Below are 21,012 nucleotides of genomic sequence, written 5' to 3'. Positions count from 1 at the left end.
ATTTTGCTGGTTGGTCAGAAAATAGCTAGGCGACTATCGTGATTGACCTTTAGCAATAATCACAATGAAAGATAATGTAAATAGAGTATTACAATTAATTGCTGAACATGGATGTTGCTGACTGAATGTGACTAAAAATGCTTGACTATGTTTGTGATGGATGTAATATTTATGTTATAAATTCGGGTTAGTTATTCATAGACTACTTAGCGTTGGAGTTAAACGGAAAATGACGGACAAAAAGCAAGACTTTAAACATGTCAATTATAATTGGGATGATGCAGTTGCAAGTAATTTATCACCTTTGGAAAGTTTAGTTTATCGATCCAATATTTTAGGTGCTGACCAACGTATCACTAATACGGGGGGGGGCAACACTTCTGCTAAGCTAATTGAACGTGATCCTTTAACCGGTGAGAGTGTCGAAGTATTGTGGGTTAAAGGTTCTGGCGGTGATTTACGAACAGCGAGAATAGAAAATTTTTCATCATTATACCAAGGTAAACTGCAAGCTTTAGACGCCACTTATCATGCATTTCCAGTCACGGGGTACAAGTCTCCGGGCGAAGATGCCATGATTGGTATGTATAAACATTGTAACTTTTGTCTCAATCCCCGCGCGTCATCTATTGATACTCCTTTGCACTCAATGATTGCACAAAAACATGTTGATCACCTTCATCCTAATGCCGTTATAGCCGTAGCATCATGCAAAGATCAAGAAGCCCTTACAGACAAGATCTGGGGTGGCAAAATGGCTTATGTTCCTTGGATGCGCCCGGGCTGGGAGGCTGCCAAGGTATGTGAAGATGCTTATGCGGCGAAACCAGATAGCATTGGTATTTTGTTAGGTCAACATGGTCACACGAATTGGGAAAGCGAAAGTAAAAGTTGTTACGAGACTTCACTGTGGGTTATTGAAACCGCCGCACGCTATATTGAGGATCACGACAAAGGTGAACTTACATTTGGTGGATCAAAGTATGAGAGTTTGTCTGAGAGTGACAGGACTGCATTGCTGACTAAATTCCTTCCAGTTGCCCGTGGTATTTTGTCCAATAAAGTTAAATTTATTGCAACTGTTCAAGCCGACGAAAATGCACTTCGCTTTGTCAATAGTGTCGATGCTCAACGTTTAGCTAAACTCGGTACGTCATGTCCGGATCACTTTTTACGTACTAAAATTCAGCCACTCTATGTTGACTTTCATCCAAACGAAGATGACTTCGATACGCTAGTGAAAAAACTGAATGCTGGCATTGAAAAGTACCGAGTTGAATACAAAGCGTATTACGATAATTGCAAACGTGCTGACTCGCCTGCCATGCGAGATCCCAGCCCTACCGTTATTTTAATTCCAGGTGTAGGCATTATCGGTTGGGGTAAAAATAAGAGCGAGTCTAGAGTTACCACTGAATTTTATAATTGTGCGATTGAAGTAATGCGCGGCGCTGAGGCAATTAGCGAATACACCGCTTTACCTCAGCAGGAAGCTTTTGATATTGAATACTGGGCACTGGAAGAAGCCAAGTTGCAGCGCATGCCTAAAGAGGCTCCGTTAGCCCGTAATGTGGTAGTGGTTATAGGTGCAGGTGATGGGATCGGTAAAGAAACAGCTTTCAGAGTCGCAAAAGAGGGTGCTCACGTTGTGTGTGCTGATCTTCGCTTTGAAGCTGCTCAAGCCACCGCTGATGAATTGACGGCTATTTATGGTCAAGGAATAGGTGTAGCAGGCAGTGGTATTTCTTCTTGCGGTCCAGCTATTGCCGTAGCGGTTAACATTACTGATCGCTGCAGCGTAAAAGAAATGTTTGAGCAAGTTATATTAGCCTACGGCGGAATTGATAATGTCATTGTTACCGCTGGGGTATTTTTAGCACCCGGCCAGGCGGGTATGAATAACGATCAAATGTTTGATATGAGTTTTGCGGTAAACGTAAAAGGTGGCTACATCGTTGGCACCGAAGCGAATGAAATCTGGCAAGCTCAAGGTCTTCAAGGTTCTTTGGTTTTAACAACCAGTGTTAATGCGGCGGTGGCTAAAAAAGGCTCGTTAGCTTATGACACTAGTAAAGCGGCAGCTAACCATTTGGTGCGAGAATTAGCAGTAGAATTATCTCCCTTAGTCAACGTGAATGGTCTAGCGCCTGCAACTGTCGTCAAAGGAAGCACTATGTTTCCTCGTGACCGAGTTATTGCTTCTTTGACTAAGTATAATGTTGAATTTGGTTCTTCTGATTCAGATGATGAGTTACGCGATAAATTGGCTATGTTTTATGCTCAGCGCACACTGACTAAGCAACCTATAACGCCAGCTGACCAAGCAGAAGCTGCATATTTAATGATTTCAGGTCAATTGAGTAAAACAACAGGTCAAATTATTAGCGTAGACGGTGGTTTACATGAAGCGTTTTTACGCTAATCAAAGATTAATTAGGTAGATAATAATGACACAACGTATCGATAAAAGCTTAATTGCAGAGCAAAATGCAAAACTTGAAGGATTTTTACAAGAAGATTACGCTGCTCTTGGTAACAAGCTAGCCCGTGATAATATCAATATTGAAGAGATTACTGCTAAGGCCGCAGCATTTCAGATTGCTGTACCTTCTTGGGGTACTGGCACAGGCGGCACACGTTTTGCCCGTTTTCCTGGCAAGAGCGAGCCACGTAATATCTTCGAAAAATTAGAAGATTGCGCTGTTATTAATGATTTATCCCAATGTACTGAACGAGTTTCTCCGCATTTTCCTTGGGATAAAGTAGATGATTTTACTGAGTTAAAACAGACTTCAGATGCCCTAGGGTTGAAATGGGATTCAATCAATTCGAACACTTTCCAAGATCAACCGAATCAAGAACATAGCTTTAAATACGGCAGTTTAAGTAATACTAGTGAAGCTTCTCGTGAATTAGCGATTCAACACAATTTAGATTGCATTGAGTGGGGCAAAATTTTAGGTTCGAAAACCTTAACTGTGTGGGTTGGTGATGGCTCGAATCATCCTGGCCAACAACATTTTCAGAGTGCGTTCGAACGCTATCTGAATAGTATGAAGAAAATTTATGCAGGATTACCAAATGATTGGGAAATGCATATTGAACATAAAATGTTTGAGCCCGCATTTTATTCAACTGTTATCCAAGATTGGGGTAGTAATATCCTTGCTGCAATGGAGCTAGGCGACCAAGCTAAGTCATTAGTTGATCTCGGACACCACGCCCCGAATGTAAATATTGAAATGATTGTGTCTCGCCTCATTCAATTCAAAAAATTAGGCGGCTTCCACTTCAATGATAGCAAGTACGGTGATGATGACTTAGATAGCGGTAGTTTGCACCCTTACCAACAGTTTCTCATTTTTAATGAGTTAGTTGATGCAGAATATCGTAATCAAGAAGGTTTCAAACCAAACTACATGCTTGACCAATCACATAATGTGACTGACCCAATTGAAAGTTTGATGAATTCGGCAGCTAGCGTTCAACGTTCTTACGTGTCTGCGCTATTAGTTGATCGTTCAAAATTAACAGAATATCAAACGAATAACGATGCACTTATGGCAAGTAATACGTTAAAAAATGCTTTTAATATTGATGTTACACCGATTTTAGCGATGGCACGCTTGCAAAAAGGCGGGGCGATCGACCCGATAGCTACATATAGAAAAGCAGATTATCGTACAAACATCGCAGCCAAGCGTCCATCAAGCGGCGTGAGTGGCTCAGGTATCGTTTAATAGACGCTGTACCCTACATACAGTGCAGGCAGCAAAGAGACGGAGTGTTTCTTTGCTGTTTTTTTTAAACTAAAACAATAATAAGTGTCGGTTGCTTTGATGGGAAAGCAGAAACCGGCATGTGGAGGCAAAATGTCGACAGCAGAAGAATTTGAGACTAGACCTGTAAGCCCTGAAAAATTGCAATCCGCAAAATCATTCGCCGCGAGTTATGCGGGAGAACATGTTGCGGGTACAGAATTTGTAATTGGTGCACTATTTGTATCATGGGGTGTAGGTGCAACCGATGTAATTATAGGTTTACTCTTCGGTAATTTACTTGCGGTGCTAACTTGGGGTTTGGTAACGGCCCCCATTGCTACAGATACTCGGTTAACATTGTATGCATACTTAGAAAAGATTGCTGGTCCGGGAACCATAAAATTATACAGTGTTGTTAACGGTGTTTTGTTTTGTGTTTTAGCAGGGGCGATGATCACTGTCTCTGCATCTGCGGTAAGAATACTTTTCGGTATTGAAGATCAAGTAGGTTATTTTCCGACAGATTTCCGCTTTGTATTGGTTGTACTTGGGGTAGGTGCAGTTGTTGTTTACATGGCAGTCAAGGGCTTCAAGAAACTTGCGGCTTTTGCAGAGGTGTGTGCACCTTGGATGATATTAATGTTTTTAGTTGGCGCTCTTGTCATGCTGCCAACGTCTGTGTCTACAACTGGCGGAATAGATAGCATCAATAGTTTCGGTGATTTTATGCGCGTTGCAAATGAATCTATCTGGATTAAAACGCAGAGTGACATTGGTATTTTGCACGTTGCTGCTTTTGCTTGGGTAGCCAACTTGGCAATGCATGGAAGTTTAGGTGACATGACTTTGTTACGTTTTGCTAAGAGCCCGAAATACGGATATTTTTCTGCTCTTGGTATGTTTATTGGGCATTATTTAGCTTGGATTTGTGCAGGTATTATGGGGGCGGGTGCCGCTATCTTACTAAAAACAAGTATTACTGCGATTGATCCTGGATCTGTTGCTTACCAAGCTTTAGGCGCCTCTGGTATTTTAGCGGTTATTATTGCGGGTTGGACTACATCTAATCCAACTATTTACCGAGCTGGTTTAGCATTTAGCTCCTTAAATCATCAATGGGGTCGTAGTAAAGTAACGATTATAGTCGGTATTGTTACTACTATCATTGCCTGCTCGCCATTCGTTTTCTCAGGATTATTAGGTTTCGTTGGTTACATGGGACTTTTACTCGCCCCAGTTGGAGCGATAATTGTCACTGAACATTGGATATTCCCTAAGATCGGCTTTACGCGATATTGGTCATTGTATAAAGGCAATAAAACAAATAAAGCTGCTTTTATTACTTGGGTAGTGTCCATGATTGGAGGCATTGCTGTTGAAACTTTAGGTATCCTTCATTTATTTTTTATCTTGGTCCCTCTGTGGACTTTCGCAACGTTGCTTTATATCGGTCTTGCTTCAGTAATGGGGGCCAATGATAATTATCCCGAAGCTGCTATCGCTGAAAAAGCTGAGTCAGATAGACAAGCCAAAGAGCGTGACTATTTGTCTTCGAATGCAGTAGCCGCCCATATTTCAAAAAGAAGTGTTCCATTACCAGCTAAAGTAGCGAAATACTTCTCTTGGGGAGCGTTATTGTCTTGTTTGTATATGGGTGTCATGTCTTATATGAATAATGATATTGACACTATCACTACATGGTTAATTGTGCCCACATTATTTTATTTTATTACTGCGACGTATGCCTATTTAGCACAGGACACTGAATGAGATTATAAAGTTAGAGGTCTAAGGGGCGTGGCAATCTAAACACCAATTGGAATTTTTGGCACTAGTCAGTATTCATCATCAATTTTGATGGATACTGACTCCGCAATGATTTCTTTAATGTATAAAATTTCAAAACACCATTACAATGGCAACACTGTCATCTAATTTGAGTTAGTAGTTGAATTACGCTTAAAGACATTTGTATATTGGTCAAAATAGTTTTTTGAATTGGCAGTGAAACTGATCAAAGATAAGCTCTTAACGTTGATGCTCTGCTTTAAAAATCACCCTGTTTTTTCATGATACCTTTTTAAATGAACAGGGTAATAAACGACAATTTCGCGGCTAAAAATGTACTAAAGAATCTCGGTTTAAATCATTAATAGTTTTTGCTCCGGTCAATGTCATAGCCACACGCATTTCTTTTTCATACAAATCAAGTATGTTCTCAACACCTGATTGGCCTTGTGCGGCTAATGCATAAATAAATGAACGGCCAAGTAAAGTGCAGTCTGCGCCTAGGGCTAACATTCGAACCACGTCTAAGCCCGTTCTGATACCTGAGTCGGCAAATATTTTTAAACTACCTTTAACTTCATCTGCTATCGCAGGTAATGCTTTGGTTGATGACAAGACGCCGTCAAGTTGCCGACCACCATGATTAGAAACCACAATACCATCCGCCCCAAAACTAACCGCATCTTTAGCATCTTGTACGTCTAGAATACCTTTAATCACCATAGGGCCATCCCAGATGTCTCTAATCCATTCTAAGTCTTTCCAGCTAATGGATGGATCGAAATTATCTCCTAGCCAACCAATGTAATCTTCAAGTTTTGTCGGCTCACCGCGGTAGGTAGAAATATTGCCTAAGTCATGAGGTTTGCCAAAAAGTCCAACATCAAATGCCCATTGAGGATGAAACACAGATTGTACTATTCGTCGAAAAGCTGCATTGGGGCCGCTCATGCCAGAGTGCATATCACGATAACGAGCACCGGGCACAGGCATGTCTACGGTAAATACTAAGGTAGTGACTCCAGCTGCTTTAGCACGCTCTAAGACGTTTTTCATAAAACCACGGTCTTTAAGGACATATAACTGAAACCACATTGGGCGTTTAATTGCGGGAGCCACTTCTTCGATAGGGCAAACAGAAACCGTAGACATAATGAATGGCAGCCCTTTATTATCAGCAGCTTTGGCAGCTTGTACTTCACCTCTTCTTGCGTACATTCCTGTTAGCCCAACAGGGGCAAGTGCAATTGGCATAGCTAGTTTTTCACCGAAGATTTCGGTTTCTAAATTAAGATCAGACATGTTGTTTAATACCCTTTGTCTTAATGCGACTTCGGCTAAATCCTGGGTATTTCGTTTAAGTGTATGTTCGCCATAAGAGCCACCATCAATATAATGAAACAAGAATGGAGGAAGTTTGGCTTGAGCTGCTTTGCGGTAATCGGTTGATGCAGAGATAATCATTTTTTAATTCTCAATTTTAAGGTGCACACACAGAAAAGGTATGTTTTGTTGTGTTTCCTTAAACTACATCTTTATTTTTTGCTGATAAATAGAAATAATGAAATACATTTTTTCCTAAAGTTAACTAATTATGCAAGCTAATGATCTAATCCTTTTTTCACAAGTTATTGAGCTGGGTAGTTTTACTAAGGCCGCGGAAATAAATAACTTAACTAATTCTGTAGTCAGTAAACGAATTGCACGACTTGAGAAAGAGCTAGCAGTGCAATTATTGTATAGAACCACGCGCAAACTCACCTTAACCGAAGCCGGTCGCATTTTAGTGCAAAGAGCTAAGTTGATCAGCCAAGCAACAGCTGATGCAATTGATTCAGTGTCCGGGTTTGGCGAAAACTTAAGCGGCCATATTAAAATGTCGGTGCCGACGATATCTGGCGATTTATTGTTAGCTGATGCTGTTACAGAATTTTGTCATTTCCATCAAGGTATAACCGTTGATATGTCGCTTGATAATCGCATGGTTGATTTAATTGCAGAAGGTTATGACATTGTGATCAGAACGGGTTATTTGGATGACTCGAGTTTAATCGCTCGGCATATTATAGACTCCCAGTGGGTTGTTTGTGCTTCGCCGGCTTATATAGCGCAACACGGTCAACCCAAACAACCAATTGAGTTGGCTAGCCACAATTGCCTACGATACGCTTATCAAACTTCGGGAGCGGGTGATTGGGAATTTAAGTCAGATATGGATAACTACATAGTAAAAGTTTCAGGCACATTTTCTAGTAATAATGCAGCGGCGTTACGTAAGGCGGCGATGGGAGATTATGGCATTGCCTATCTACCTAGATGCTTGGTGTACGAAGATTTGAAAGGAGGAAAACTTGTTGAATTGTTTCCTGATTCAGTTGGCAAGAGGATTGGGGTGTATGCCGTTTATCCCTTTACCAAACAGCTGCCTAATAAAATTAAATTGTTAATCGAGCACATTAAAGATAAGTATCTAGCCCATTCTCATTACTTTCTACCGATAAAAGGTTCAACATCAGTAAGATAAATCCACCATAAGTAAATTATTGATAAGCATCATGCCGACTATCATCCAAGCGCCCGCAGGCTTATTACCTTTATGCACATACTATGGCCATCAACTTGCGCTATATACCAACTGATATCAACTTGGGAATCATCTCTGCTTCCCCATCTAATTCAAACCTGAAAATTAATGGTTGATACCTTGAATAGAGTGAAGCTTATTTTTTTACCTGAATACTACTTCCCAATAACGCCTAAGCGCCCTGAAACGCAACTATAGTGGGTCGTCGATATAAATAAAAAATATTTAGTTGATTTTCCCCTACTAGTATCTTTCTTGGAATCCGTTTTTCTTTGCGTCGTCTCAAGATATAAAAACGATATTCACATCCTAAAGATGAAAAAAATTAATAGAAATTTTGTTTTTTTTAAGTGATACTGACGTGAATTGATTGTAAATGACATATCTTTTGCGGGCATGCATTTACTGATTTATTTAGTGTTTTTATATTAAAACACAATTTTTTTTAGATTTTTTAAGAGTTGTTTAAAGATATTTGTGCTTTTTTTTGATTGTTAATTGTTAATTGTTACTTTAATTGAAGGTAAAATGTCAGACATAAATAGTAAAAAAATATGGCAGTTTTTTTATTGCATTGGCTTGTTATTGAGCCCAGTAGCTTTTGCCCAAAATACTGATGCCGTTCAGCAACAACCGAATATATTGTGGTTGGTGATTGAGGATATGAGTCCAATCATTCCCGCTTATGGTGACGATACAATAGAAACACAGACCATTAGTAGTTTGGCTGCACAAGGTGTGACATATACTAATGTTTATTCTACTTCTGGGGTTTGTTCACCTAGTCGTGCGGCCCTAGCGCTGGGGATGTATCCAACTGCGGTTGGAGCAAATAACATGCGCACAACGTCAAATACAAAAGAGACTGGTCTTCCTAAGTATGAGGCGGTGCCACCGCCTGAAGCTAAAATGCTCAGCCAACATCTGCGCGAACATGGCTACTACACCAGTAATAATCTGAAAACCGATTATCAATTTAGTGCGCCTAAAGGGGCCTGGGATGACAGTAGCCCTTATGCTCACTGGCGCAATCGACCTAAAGATAAACCTTTTTATGCCGTGTTTAATTTTACCACAACACACGAGTCTGGCTTGTTCGAACCTTATGGCTTTCGGCATATAGAATCACGTTATTATTTTTCTGATGACGCGCAAAGGATCGCAAAACTACCACCAAGTCCAAACAGTAAAACTAGTGAAAGCGAGACTCCTGTACATGTCGCAAAAGACACCGAGTTTAATATTCCGCCTTATCTTCCCGACACCCCTTTGGTACGCAGGGATATGTGGAAAATGTATAACAATCTAGCAGAAACCGACCAGCAGATAGGAGCCATCATTCAGCAGTTAAAAGATGACGGTTTATACGACAATACTATTATTGTTTTATATTCTGATCATGGCGGGCCTTTGCCTCGACAAAAACGCTTAATTTATGATAGTGGCTTAAAAGTTCCGCTGATAATTCGCTATCCACATGCTCAAAATGCGTCTACATCTGATGATCAATTGATTAGTTTTGTGGATTTTGCACCCACTACTATGGCGCTTGCCGGTGTCCCAATACCTGATTATATGCATGGGCGCGATTTTATTCATAACACGGATAAACCACGCAAATATATTCATGCCGCGGCAGATCGCTTTGACGCTTACACCGACACCATTCGTGCAGTGAAAGACCAACGATTTAAATACATTAGGAATTATCGTCCTGAGCAAGGCTATTATTTACCTGTCGAGTACCGTGAAAAAATTCCAACAATGCAAGAGTTGTTGAGGTTAAAGGGCGAGGGTAAATTAAATCAATATCAAGCTCAGTGGTTTAGAGAGAGTAAACCCGAAGAGGAATTATTTGATACGCAAAATGATCCCCATGAACTCATCAATTTGGCGTCGGAGCCGCAATATCAAAACAAACTACATGAGTTAAGTGTAGAACTGGATCACTGGTTAACTCGTATTGGCGATACCCCTAATGTTCCAGAGAGACAGCTTATTCGCAATCTGTGGCAAGGACGTAATAGTCAGCCTCAAACCATCGCCCCTGGTTTTGATTTTCAACAAGGTGTCTTAACTATAGGTAGTTCAACCCAAGGTGCCACTATCGTATACAAAGTTATTGAAAAAGGTATTGAACCTGTTGATTGGGACTTGTATCAAGCTCCAATTACCTTAGCGCCAAACACAGAAATTAAAGCCATTGCTCATCGTATTGGTTTTCAAGAAAGCGACGTTAGTAGCTTTGTTTTAAGCAACTAATTATCCAATGGAGATTCTATGTTATTTTCTAAGCGTGTTTCTAAAAGCCCCTATTGTCTTAGTCGGATTGGTAGCTTATTTCTTGTCGGTCTAATACTTTGCTTAAGCTCATGTGATATTCAACAGGGAAATAAAGATCTCTTGTCTTTGCCTCAAGGTCCTGCAAAGTTAACGGTTGGGGAAGGGTTTACTAATCCACTGGGCTATTACGAATCAGTCCCCCGTTTTTCCTGGATCATACCCGCAAACAGCAGCGCCAATTCACAAACGGCTTATCAGTTACAAGTCGTTAGTGATCCCAGTTTGTTTACTGCTAAAGCAGATTTATGGGACAGTCAAAAGGTACTATCTGACCAAACGTCTTGGATCAGTTATCAAGGGACACCCTTGGCGTCACGACAAAAAATCTTTTGGCGAGTGCGCCTATGGGATGAAAATCAGCGAATATCAAACTGGAGTGATGTACAAAGTGTAGAAATTGGTTTACTGAGCAATGCTGATTGGGAGGCTGAGTGGATAGGGCACCCTGACACGGCGCAAGATAAACAAGCCAGCAAGCAAACCTTAGCCACACCACAATATTTACGAAAATCATTTCAAATATCTGCGCCAATTAAACAGGCGCGTTTATATGTTAGCGCTAAAGGCCTTTTTAAGCCTTTTATAAACGGTTCGCCGGTCTCAGATAAAGATGTAATGACACCAGGTTGGACACCCTACAAAAAGCGTATTGAAACCTTAACCTATGATCTAAGTGCGCAATTGCAACAAGGTGAAAATACGCTTGCTGCCAGCCTCGCGGGTGGCTGGTATTCAGGCCGTGTTGCTGACTTAAAAGCGCAAGATCACTTATTAGCTCCGCGATTTTTAGCCCAACTCGAAATCATTTATCAAAATGGTGAAAAACAGCTTATCAACACTGATAGTTCCTGGATGGCAAGTCAACAAGGACCTATTCGTTTTGCTAGTAATTATGACGGAGAGCGTTATGAGCAGGCTTACGAGATGTCAGGTTGGAACGATATTGGTTTTGACTACAGCGACTGGCAATCTGCACACAGCGAAGCGCTCGACCAACAAGTCAAATTGGCTCCTAAACGCCATGAGCCTATTCGCATAACTCAAACCTTACCTGTTGTGGAGGTGTTGAGTCAAAAAGACGATGTAGCTATTTTTGATTTTGGCCAAAATATGGTTGGGGTGCCGCGTGTAACTATCCCTGTTATCGCCGGGCAGGAAGTGAAGATTAGGTTTGCAGAAGCCCTGCACAAAGGCCAGTTTTATACCGATAATTATCGTAGTGCTGAGTCAACGGATTATTACCTACCTGCAACCACTGGCATTATCAACTATCAGCCTACTTTTACCTTCCATGGTTATCGTTATGTCGAAATTAGTGGTTTTGATGCCAGTCAAACTGCGTCGAAAGATTGGCTGGTGGCTTTGGTTCAGCATTCAGATATTAAGCTGTATGATAATTTTGTCAGTTCACACTCAAAACTAAACAAGTTGTCGGAAAATATCGTATGGGGTCTTCGCAGTAATTTTTACGACATACCGCTTGATTGTCCTCAGCGGGATGAGCGTTTAGGCTGGACTGGTGATGCTAATGTTTTTGTGACCCCTTCAATGTATATGGCCGATGTTTACGGCTTTTGGGCGGCATGGCTAGAAAGTATGCGTGAAGATCAAACCGCAGACGGGATGATCCCCTTATATATTCCCTTTGTTAAATGGATCAATTGGGCTTCTTCTGGTTGGGGTGATGCAGCGACAATTATTCCTTGGGAGTTATATTTAGTCACAGGGGATGAAAGCATACTGGCCGATAACTATGAGATGATGAAAGGCTGGCTAAGTTACCATGCTAGCCAAAGTAAAGATCATATCTCCAGTATGAAAACCTTTGGTGATTGGTTGCAACCCTATCCTGACGAAGGACGCATGGAAGACGGAGAGGGAGGGAACCGAGGAGATACTGACTATAGTCTAATTTCCACGGCCTTTTATGCCCGTTCAGTGCAGCTCACCATGAAGTCTGCTCAAGTCTTGGGTAAGACAGATGATGTAAAAGTTTTAGGGACGCTGCATTCAGAAATAGTGAGTGCCTTTAGGCAGCATTTTTTTGACGAAGAATTACAACCTAAAAAAGGATTAGCGACACAAACGAGTTATTTATTAGGTTTAGAATTTGGCTTGTTCAAAACGGAAGAAGAAGCCTTGGCACTGCAAAAATTATTTGAGCTGCTCGAACAAGCGGATAATCACCTACGTACCGGATTTTTAGGCACCCCATTGCTAACATCAGTATTGCAAGATGCGGGGCGTAGCGATCTAATTTACGAATTGCTGTTTAAAGAGACGTACCCCTCATGGTTTCATTCGATTAATAACGGTGCAACCACGACGTGGGAACGCTGGAATTCTTACTCCTTAGAGGAGGGATTCAACCCACAAGGTATGAACTCATTAAATCACTATGCTTATGGCACCATCTCAAGATGGTTTTACGAAGGTATTTTGGGCATTACCCCCGCTGAAGCAGGATTTAAACGTATTCGAATCGAACCTCAATTTAGCACTCACTTAACCAGCGCAAAAGGCAGCTATACCACGCCACAAGGCGATGTAAGTGTTGATTGGAGCATTAAGTCTAATCAACTAAATATGGTGGTGAACATCCCCAAAAATACTCAAGCTGATGTGGTACTTCCCAGTTTAAAGGAGGGGTCATTATTGTTGAATGAAAAATCACAAATCAGTCATTCATTATCTAACCTTGAACCTGGGATTTATCAGATCCAAGGTGAATTGAGTTCACTCTAAAACCGCAGCGAATAGCCCTAAAAAAGCTTTATTGCGGTTCGCTTTAGCGGAGTCTCTGTGAATGAAATTAAGGAAGTATGGAATGAATAAAACCCCCTTTTTAATAGTTAGTAGTTTACTACTATTAAGCTGTGTTCATCCTGATGGTGCACGCTCCAAGTTGGAAACAAAACCTCAAGCATCCTTGCAACTATTAAACGCTCAGCCAAATTCGATTCCTAGCTTTGAAGAAAAAAATGGCATGGTCGTAATCGAAGCAGAGCACTTTGCTGCTCAGGTAAAAGCCGATATTCGGCGTTGGTATCGTTTTGACAAAAGTTCGGCAGTAAAACATGGCTTACAAGATACAGATTTACCCCATCCAGAGGGAGCGAGTGGCGCAGCCTACATTGAAGTTTTGCCTGATACTCGTACCAACCATAGTGAGGAACTACAGCATGGTGTTAATTTTTCTGCTAGCCCAGGCATGCTCGGAATATTAAGTTACCCGGTGTATATCAACCAATCAGGGCGTTATTACATTTGGGCTCGGGCTTATAGCACCGGTAGCGAAGACAATGGTCTGCATATTGGTATCAATGGACTCTGGCCAGCAAGCGCTCAACGTTTACAGCTATGCACGGGAAAAAATCAGTGGACCTGGTCTTCAGCTCAGCGCTCGCCTGCTAATCATTGTGGCTCCCCCTTGAGTTTATGGATAGATATTGCTCAACCCGGCCAACATCTGTTGTCTGTATCTATGCGAGAAGATGGCTTTGAATTAGATAAGATAATTTTAACTAACAACCCTGATTTCACACCATTAGGAATAGGTCCTAGTGAAACGGTATATAACGCAGAGCCTATGCCTCTCAAAGCTCGCTACACAGACATTTATGAATACGATTTTATACTGAGTTCAGCCGATTTATTTGTGGCAAATAACGCATCTCAACATGCTATCTACCACGATAAAGCTCGTGATGTATTGGCGATCAATGCGGGAAAAACGGAAGTACGAGATAACTTTTTTCGTGCCAGCTATGTGGTTGATACCAAGATAATGAAAGGGATTGATAAGCGCCATTATAACAATGCCACACTAGTGACTTTAGCTGAAATCGATGGTGAGTCGCGTTATCGAGTCTTGTTAAATGATCGATTGCTAGGTGAATTTCAAAATCCTGCTACAGCAAGGGATTATCAGGAAGTGTACTTTCCATTAGATGACTTTCGTCTACGATCTGGGGATGTTTTAAGCGTAGAAATAATGGCTGTTACCAATGGCAAAATTCCTGAAAATGGCGGCACTGCCTATGCCAGAGGACGTTGGCGAGGCATTGTTTTAAAGTGATTAATATTCTTTTATCCGGTAAACAAAGCATAGGTAAACAGAGCATATGAGTACAAAATTGATATCTACGGCATCTTTGTTAGCTTTATCCCTGTTACTCTGCAGTGCTTGTTACGCATCAAGCTCATCATCAAATGATGAGGCAAGGAGTGCTCTGACTGAAAATACCATCAAACTCAGTACTGATTTTAGTGATGCAAACAATAAAGTAGGCGCAGTGTATGACTTTTTTGATGTGGCTGTTAGAACACAAAACGCCTCAGTAAATTCATTTCCTGCTGACTTTGGACAAACTCCCCAGTTAAATGCAGTAAGAATGTTGGGAGGATGGGCATCTAAAGATATCGCCGCAGATGCTTACAAATGGAACGGTAGCCAATATGTTTACGATTTTGCGGTTGTTACTAACAGAATTGATGGTTGGCTTGATGCGGGTTGGGAGATTTTTCAAATCGTCTTAGATAATCCGCCGTGGGCTTTTCAACGAGGATTTGAATTTGTCGATGAACCTGACGGAAAACACTATTTAAAAAAAGACGCCAACGGAGTATACGGTAATGGACTTCCACCTGATGACCCTATTGCATGGCATCAATTCATCCAATCTTTAACAACACATCTCATCAAAACCTATGGCAAAGATAAGGTAGTTAAATGGCGTTTTCGAGTCGGTTCAGAAATAGATACTCGACCACAGCATTGGGCTGGTACGCGCCAAGAATTTTTTGAACATTATAAAAATACAGTTGAGGCTGTACATAGTGTCCTACCACAAGCACAAATCGGCGCACACTTTCGCGAAGCGTCATTTAAAGGACGGTATATTGACTATTCTGGTAATACAGAAGACGCCTATGCCCCTCATTTTATCGCCTGGGCAAAAGCGCATAAGGTTCATTATGACTTTGTCGCAATTTCATACTATCCGCACATTACTAATCCCAACGAACTAGATATGCAATTGGTTTACCAGCATGACATAGCGCCAATACAGCAACATCCAGATTGGGATCCTAAGGCGAGTTTTGAAATACATGAATTTAAACTTATATCTAAAATGGAACGTGCTGGTTTTATCAGTGTAAATACCTCTCATGGCTCCGCATTTTTTGCGATGCTGTCTAAGCTAATGCTCGAAAACAATATTAAAGAAGTTTTTCAGTGGGGCACCGGTCATAACGGAGACTATGTCCCTGAAGCACTGACTCAGCGAGCCTTGCTAACTATGATTGGTAATGCACTTTTTACTAATACTGTCGTTGGCACTTCGCAGACAGCGGGCAATCGTGTTGACGGTATTTTTACCCAAAATGTCACAAAGTCTGATTACGATATTTTGCTGTTTAATTTTAACAATCGTGATTTAACCAACCAAAATCCTGAAAAAACCTTGTTATCAATGCAGGTTGCTGAGGCCCGCGGGACTGCATTTCGTTATCGTATTGGCAGCATTGACAACAACAACAACAGCGAGCAACTTTTTATTTCAAGTTTCCCAAAGGCTCGAATACCAATTGAAAAGGGAGGCTGGTGGAATAGTAAAGTAAATACAACGGCTTCAAATGCTAAGGCACTTAACGCGGAAGGTCAGAAGGTCTATTTAGCCAATAAACGTAAATATAACGAGTCAAATAGCATAATTTGGGGAGACTGGGTGATTGGGGAGACCAGCGAAGGCAATTCGGCTTCATCGCTAATTGAAATAACTACCGATATACCGTCCTTTGCAGTTCAAAAAGTAGAAGTTCGCTTTGGGCCAGACGCTTAACAAAGTACAAGATATTTTATACACAGGTTGAATGAGTCAACCTAGTTTACGCTTAAATGAGGTAGGTGTTTCGTAATGTTTCAACTTGACAGTCGTTTTAAAATTCTTAATCCAGCTAGCGCGTTTGTTTTACTTTTGCTTGCTTTCATGCATTTCAATATGAGTGCTCTGGCAGCGTCATCTGAAGTAGCAAAAAAACGCCCTAATATTTTGTTTATTTTAGCGGATGACCATCGAGCGGATTTGCTGGGTAAAATACATCCAATTATTAAAACACCGAATTTAGATGAATTAGCTGGCAAAGGTACAATGTTTAAAAACGCCTTTGTTACCACGCCTATTTGTGCCTCAAGTCGAGTGAGTATTTTAACCGGATTAACTGAGCGCACCCATGACTTTACTTTTGGTCGCCCCGCAACAGGTTTGGTTGAGTCAAATAATATGTATCCCAAGCTACTTAAAGAGAGTGGGTACCGTTCTGGTTTTGTGGGCAAATACGAAATTAAATTTTCGAATCAAGATCATCAAAATTTTGATTATTTTAAACCACTTTTGCAATCCAAAACCAATGAGTTCAAAGGTAAAACAATCCCGCAAACGTACTACATAACTGAATTAGCAAAAGAATTTATTACTCAATCTAACAACACTCAGCAACCTTGGGCCATATCCGTTAATTATTGGAATCCTCACGCTCATGATACTGACGAACAAGATCAGTATCACTATCCTGAAGAGTTTGAGTCTTGGTATGCGGATGTAGAAATCCCCGCGGCAAAATTTTCCGACGATGCTAATTTTGACAATTTGCCTGAATTTTTACGCAATTCCATTGGTCGGGTCCGTTGGCAATATCGCTACGCTGATGAGGCCATGTATCAAAAAATGGTTAAGCGTCATTACAGGGCTATTAGTGCAGTAGACAAAGGGGTGGGCATGATACTCAAGATGCTTGAAGAAACGGGGCAAGCAGATAACACCATAGTCATATACACAGGTGATAACGGCTACAACATTAATGAACGTCAGTTAGCAGGAAAATGGTTTGGCTGGGAAGAAGACTTACGTGTTCCTCTGATTATTTATGACCCACGCAATAAATCATCTCAAGGTAAAGTTAAACAGCAAATGGCGCTCAATATAGACATTGCTCCCACCATTTTGAATTTGGCGAACGTTAATATACCAGCTAGTTATCAAGGTTTAAGTTTGAATCCCTTAATGACGGTTCAGGATCCATTGGAGTGGCGCAAGGAGTTCTTCTTTGAACATATGTATCAGCCTAAACGTGTGTCTATTCCGCCAATGGTAGGGATAAGAACGACTGAATGGAAGTATGTTGAGTTTTACAAAAACGATTTTAAACAGTTGTATGATCTAAAGGCAGATCCTGCAGAACAGACAAACTTAGCTGAATCAGCTAAATATCAATCAATTTTACAAGAGTTTGAGCGGCGTACTGGTGAATATATCGAGCGTTATGAAGATCAAAGAACGGAAGAGGTAAAAGCCCGTCCTAGTTTTGTTAATACCAGAGACACACTTAAATAATGGGTTACGAAACCTTTTACTGAAAGCCGTTTGTAAGTTAATAACCTAAATGTCTTGCCGGTATATTTGTAATGTTCACTCACTACTAAAATTGTTTTCAACAAGTTGTTCAGCGTCAAATTTAATAAGGAAAGAGTTTTGATACAAACTAAAGAAAATACCTTAATGATCGTACTCGTCAGTTTTGTTGCAACAATTGGAGGCTTCCTGTTCGGCTTTGATAGCGGAGTCATTAACGGAACTGTAGACGGACTTCAAAGTGCATTTGCGTCCGATAGTGCGGGCACAGGTTTTAATGTCTCAAGTATGTTAATCGGTTGTGCGATAGGCGCTTTCAGTGCAGGTCGTTTAGCTGACAGATTTGGTCGAAGACCTCTCCTTATTACTGCAGCGGTATTTTTCATTATAAGTGCTTGGGGGTCGGGGATTGCGGCCTCATCTTTAGAGTTCGTGGTATATCGAATTTTAGGTGGCTTAGCGGTTGGTGCCGCTTCAGTTATGGCTCCCGCTTACATCAGCGAAATAGCACCAGCTCGTTTTCGAGGCACTCTATCTTCCATGCAGCAGGTAGCCATTATTTTCGGTTTATTTTCTGCTTTTGTGAGTAACTATTTTTTAGCCAATTTGGCTGGTGCTTCCACTGCTGAGTTTTGGTTGGGTTTTCAAGCATGGCGCTGGATGTTTTGGATTGAGCTCATCCCGGCAGTCTTGTTTTTAGTCGCGTTAATGTTTATTCCAGAAAGTCCACGTTATTTAGTTATGAGTAAAGATAGTGAAAAAGCGACAAATGTATTAGGTACTTTATATGGTGATGCACAGGGAAAAGCCAAGTTACTGGAAATTAGTGCCTCTTTAGAAAATCAACAAACAAAACCAAAACTATCAGATCTCATTGATAAGATTAGCGGCAAAATGCGCCCTATTATGTGGGTCGGTATTGGTCTGGCAATCTTTCAACAATTAGTAGGCATTAATGTGGTGTTTTATTACGGTGCCGTATTATGGCAAGCAGCTGGTTTTTCTGAGTCGGATGCCTTAATGATTAACGTGATTAGCGGCGCGGTGAGCATTGGAGCTGTTTTTATTACGATGTATTTCATCGATAAAGTTGGACGTAAGCCTTTCTTGTTGATTGGCTCAATTGGTATGACTATAACTCTTGCAACCATGGTTTATGTGTTTGCTAATGCAGACTTAGATGCCAGCGGTAGCCTAAGTTTGGGCGATAAAGGAATGGTTGCCCTAGTTGCAGCAAATGCCTATGTCTTTTTCTTCAATTTGTCTTGGGGTCCTGTAATGTGGGTCATGCTAGGAGAAATGTTCCCAAATCAAATTCGTGGTTCTGGTTTGGCCGTTGCCGGTTTTGCTCAGTGGATTGCGAATTTTATTGTCACTTTTACTTTTCCGGTTTTCTTAGCCTCAATAGGCTTAGCTGGTGCGTACAGTATTTACACACTTGGTGCTTTGCTTTCCATTATATTCGTATTCAAATTAGTGCTCGAGACCAAAGGCAGAGAGCTAGAAGAGATGCAGGGCTAACGGTTTTTTAGGCAAATTCGTAGCTGAAATAGCTTGCTTAGAACACAAACTTAATTAGAGGATTCACTAAGGTAAAAGATCATGATAAGAAATGTACTACCGCTATTACTTGCTATCGCTTTTTCAAGCTGTGCCGAAAAATCTGCTGCGGATATTAGTCCTCCAATAGGCCGATTAGCGCTTGTTATCGATGGCAATTCACCTGACCCTGACGACATCGGTGCAACGCCAACAATGTTAGGTCTTTTGAGCAAAGCTGGCCTTAACGATCGCTTAGTTCATCTTTCACATTCATGTGATTTAGATCCTTTCAAAAATAAAGGAAAACAACGGATAGATGTTCCGAACGAGTTAAGAAGGCAGAAAATTTTGCATGAACTCAGTGGTAAAAGTATTGAGCTGTTTGGCCCCTTTAATAATTTGACGACATATTATAATTGTCGAACAGATCAACAAGGTGCGGTTAATGATTTACGTGATGCAATTAATGCGTCTACTGCAGAAGATCCACTTTGGATTATTGAAGCAGGGGAGCCTGATGTTATCGGATATGCTTTGGAAGCATCGAGACCTAGCTCTCGTCAACACGTCCATGTAGTCTCTCATCACCCTGCCAATGACAATAGTGGCGACTATTTTACTTGGCAACAGATTTTAGACTTTGGTGTAAGCGAACATCAAATTGGTGATCAAAACGTTGGATTGCAAACCCCAACTCAGACTTGGGATTGGGCTAGAAACCATAGTCATGCCGGCATTGCATATATTTGGGACATGCTCGCCTATGCGGAAAAAGACGGTGTAGTCAAATTTCAAACTAACAAGTTTGATTGCTCAGATGCGGGTATGGTTTTCTGGTGGATTACCGGAGCAAATAGAGGTGGCAATAAATACTCAAAGCCGAGTGATATTAAAAGAATGTTGTTGCTCTAATATCCGTCTGAGTTGATCCGTTGCAAAGGCAGCAAACATTAACGGATTGTAAATAATGTATTAGAGCGTGATTTCGCTCCTGAGGCACCTAATACCGCGTGGGTGAGTGACATCACGTCTGTGCGAACTTATGAGAGGTTTCTGTATTTAGCGACAGTGATAGACTTGTTCTCTCGGCGAGTTGTGGGTTGGTCAATGGATGAAAACATGGACAAGCATCTGGTTATCCGAGCTGTATTAATGGCCGTATATCAGAGTCGGCCAAAACAGCAGCGCTGATTCTTTGGCGTTTATGCAAGAGAAAAATATTATTCCTTCGATGAGTTGCATAGGTAACTGCCTTGATAACGCGCTTGCCGAGAGCTTTTTTGTTGCGATCAAAAAGCAGGTGATCATAAAGAGGATGTATTTAACCAGGGACGAAGCGAAAACCGGTATTAAACACTAATCTGCGAGTAAATTCGGCAATGTCTTCGCCTTGACCTTCGATACCGATAACCTGGGCAATATTACGCATACTGGCTTTTTTGTATTTATCTTGAGGATAGACACCAAACACTTGCGCAAAGTCCTCAATGTGTATAGCTTGACCATCAACACGGTCAAAGCGTTTGATCACAAAGGCCTGAGCGTTTTTAAAGGAATCACCAAACTTTCCAACCCCTTG

The 21,012-nt window shown here is 41.1% G+C and carries 13 protein-coding genes and 1 pseudogene; 12 read left to right on the top strand and 2 right to left on the bottom strand.

What is annotated here, in order from left to right; genetic code table 11:
* Positions 1–229: 229 nt before the first annotated feature.
* The 3 genes from NWQ57_RS13605 to NWQ57_RS13595 all read left to right on the top strand — a co-directional run bounded on the left by NWQ57_RS13605 (position 230) and on the right by NWQ57_RS13595 (position 5,531).
* Positions 230–2,422: a bifunctional rhamnulose-1-phosphate aldolase/short-chain dehydrogenase gene (locus NWQ57_RS13605; RefSeq protein WP_306022700.1), complete on the top strand. Its 2,193-nt coding sequence runs from the start codon at positions 230–232 to the stop codon at positions 2,420–2,422.
* Between the two features lie 25 nt (positions 2,423–2,447).
* The gene (gene rhaI / locus NWQ57_RS13600) at positions 2,448–3,740 is read left to right on the top strand and encodes an L-rhamnose catabolism isomerase (RefSeq protein WP_306022699.1); all 1,293 of its coding nucleotides are present in this window, start codon (positions 2,448–2,450) and stop codon (positions 3,738–3,740) included.
* A 132-nt stretch (positions 3,741–3,872) separates the two neighbouring features.
* Positions 3,873–5,531, top strand: a complete 1,659-nt coding sequence (locus tag NWQ57_RS13595; protein WP_306022698.1) for a nucleoside transporter — start codon at positions 3,873–3,875, stop codon at positions 5,529–5,531.
* Positions 5,532–5,876: 345 nt separating this feature from the next.
* Here NWQ57_RS13595 and lldD read toward each other — a convergent pair whose 3' ends face one another.
* Complete coding sequence (gene lldD / locus NWQ57_RS13590) at positions 5,877–7,013, bottom strand: FMN-dependent L-lactate dehydrogenase LldD (protein ID WP_306022697.1); 1,137 nt, start codon at positions 7,011–7,013, stop codon at positions 5,877–5,879.
* Positions 7,014–7,143: 130 nt separating this feature from the next.
* Between lldD and NWQ57_RS13585 the strand changes: the two genes are divergently transcribed.
* The 9 genes from NWQ57_RS13585 to NWQ57_RS22690 all read left to right on the top strand — a co-directional run bounded on the left by NWQ57_RS13585 (position 7,144) and on the right by NWQ57_RS22690 (position 20,624).
* Complete coding sequence (locus tag NWQ57_RS13585) at positions 7,144–8,073, top strand: LysR family transcriptional regulator (RefSeq protein ID WP_306022696.1); 930 nt, start codon at positions 7,144–7,146, stop codon at positions 8,071–8,073.
* Positions 8,074–8,661: 588 nt separating this feature from the next.
* Entirely contained in the window at positions 8,662–10,395 is a 1,734-nt protein-coding gene (locus NWQ57_RS13580; protein ID WP_306022695.1) for a sulfatase-like hydrolase/transferase, read from the top strand.
* 18 nt (positions 10,396–10,413) lie between these two features.
* The gene (locus NWQ57_RS13575; RefSeq protein WP_306022694.1) at positions 10,414–13,221 is read left to right on the top strand and encodes an alpha-L-rhamnosidase; all 2,808 of its coding nucleotides are present in this window, start codon (positions 10,414–10,416) and stop codon (positions 13,219–13,221) included.
* A gap of 82 nt (positions 13,222–13,303) precedes the next feature.
* Complete coding sequence (locus NWQ57_RS13570) at positions 13,304–14,554, top strand: hypothetical protein (RefSeq protein WP_306022693.1); 1,251 nt, start codon at positions 13,304–13,306, stop codon at positions 14,552–14,554.
* Between the two features lie 46 nt (positions 14,555–14,600).
* A complete protein-coding gene (locus tag NWQ57_RS13565) occupies positions 14,601–16,322 on the top strand; it encodes a hypothetical protein (protein ID WP_306022692.1) in 1,722 nt (573 codons plus the stop codon).
* A gap of 75 nt (positions 16,323–16,397) precedes the next feature.
* Positions 16,398–17,873 carry a sulfatase-like hydrolase/transferase gene (locus NWQ57_RS13560; protein ID WP_306022691.1) on the top strand — a complete coding sequence of 492 codons (1,476 nt, stop codon included), beginning with the start codon at positions 16,398–16,400 and terminating at the stop codon, positions 17,871–17,873.
* Between the two features lie 138 nt (positions 17,874–18,011).
* Positions 18,012–19,412 carry a sugar porter family MFS transporter gene (locus NWQ57_RS13555; protein WP_306022690.1) on the top strand — a complete coding sequence of 467 codons (1,401 nt, stop codon included), beginning with the start codon at positions 18,012–18,014 and terminating at the stop codon, positions 19,410–19,412.
* 81 nt (positions 19,413–19,493) lie between these two features.
* Complete coding sequence (locus NWQ57_RS13550; protein WP_306022689.1) at positions 19,494–20,345, top strand: hypothetical protein; 852 nt, start codon at positions 19,494–19,496, stop codon at positions 20,343–20,345.
* 45 nt (positions 20,346–20,390) lie between these two features.
* The gene (locus tag NWQ57_RS22690) at positions 20,391–20,624 is read left to right on the top strand and encodes a DDE-type integrase/transposase/recombinase (protein WP_372340923.1); all 234 of its coding nucleotides are present in this window, start codon (positions 20,391–20,393) and stop codon (positions 20,622–20,624) included.
* Between the two features lie 154 nt (positions 20,625–20,778).
* Here NWQ57_RS22690 and NWQ57_RS13545 read toward each other — a convergent pair.
* Positions 20,779–21,012: pseudogene (locus tag NWQ57_RS13545) on the bottom strand (HipA domain-containing protein); the annotation flags it as partial.

It is taken from the genome of Paraglaciecola sp. (genome assembly GCF_030730205.1).
Taxonomy (GTDB): Bacteria; Pseudomonadota; Gammaproteobacteria; order Enterobacterales; family Alteromonadaceae; genus Paraglaciecola.
The sequence above is the reverse complement of the archived record's forward strand: the minus strand, read 5'-3'. Positions and strand labels throughout refer to the sequence as shown.

Excerpts from the sequence above, each read along its gene's own strand:
- NWQ57_RS13585 (WP_306022696.1), top strand. The coding sequence starts at position 7,144 with ATGCAAGCTAATGATCTAATCCTTTTTTCACAAGTTATTGAGCTGGGT.
- NWQ57_RS13595 (WP_306022698.1), top strand. The coding sequence starts at position 3,873 with ATGTCGACAGCAGAAGAATTTGAGACTAGACCTGTAAGCCCTGAAAAA.
- lldD (WP_306022697.1), bottom strand. The coding sequence starts at position 7,013 with ATGATTATCTCTGCATCAACCGATTACCGCAAAGCAGCTCAAGCCAAA.
- rhaI (WP_306022699.1), top strand. The coding sequence starts at position 2,448 with ATGACACAACGTATCGATAAAAGCTTAATTGCAGAGCAAAATGCAAAA.
- NWQ57_RS13575 (WP_306022694.1), top strand. The coding sequence starts at position 10,414 with ATGTTATTTTCTAAGCGTGTTTCTAAAAGCCCCTATTGTCTTAGTCGG.
- NWQ57_RS13565 (WP_306022692.1), top strand. The coding sequence starts at position 14,601 with ATGAGTACAAAATTGATATCTACGGCATCTTTGTTAGCTTTATCCCTG.
- NWQ57_RS13560 (WP_306022691.1), top strand. The coding sequence starts at position 16,398 with ATGTTTCAACTTGACAGTCGTTTTAAAATTCTTAATCCAGCTAGCGCG.
- NWQ57_RS13550 (WP_306022689.1), top strand. The coding sequence starts at position 19,494 with ATGATAAGAAATGTACTACCGCTATTACTTGCTATCGCTTTTTCAAGC.
- NWQ57_RS13580 (WP_306022695.1), top strand. The coding sequence starts at position 8,662 with ATGTCAGACATAAATAGTAAAAAAATATGGCAGTTTTTTTATTGCATT.
- NWQ57_RS13605 (WP_306022700.1), top strand. The coding sequence starts at position 230 with ATGACGGACAAAAAGCAAGACTTTAAACATGTCAATTATAATTGGGAT.
- NWQ57_RS13570 (WP_306022693.1), top strand. The coding sequence starts at position 13,304 with ATGAATAAAACCCCCTTTTTAATAGTTAGTAGTTTACTACTATTAAGC.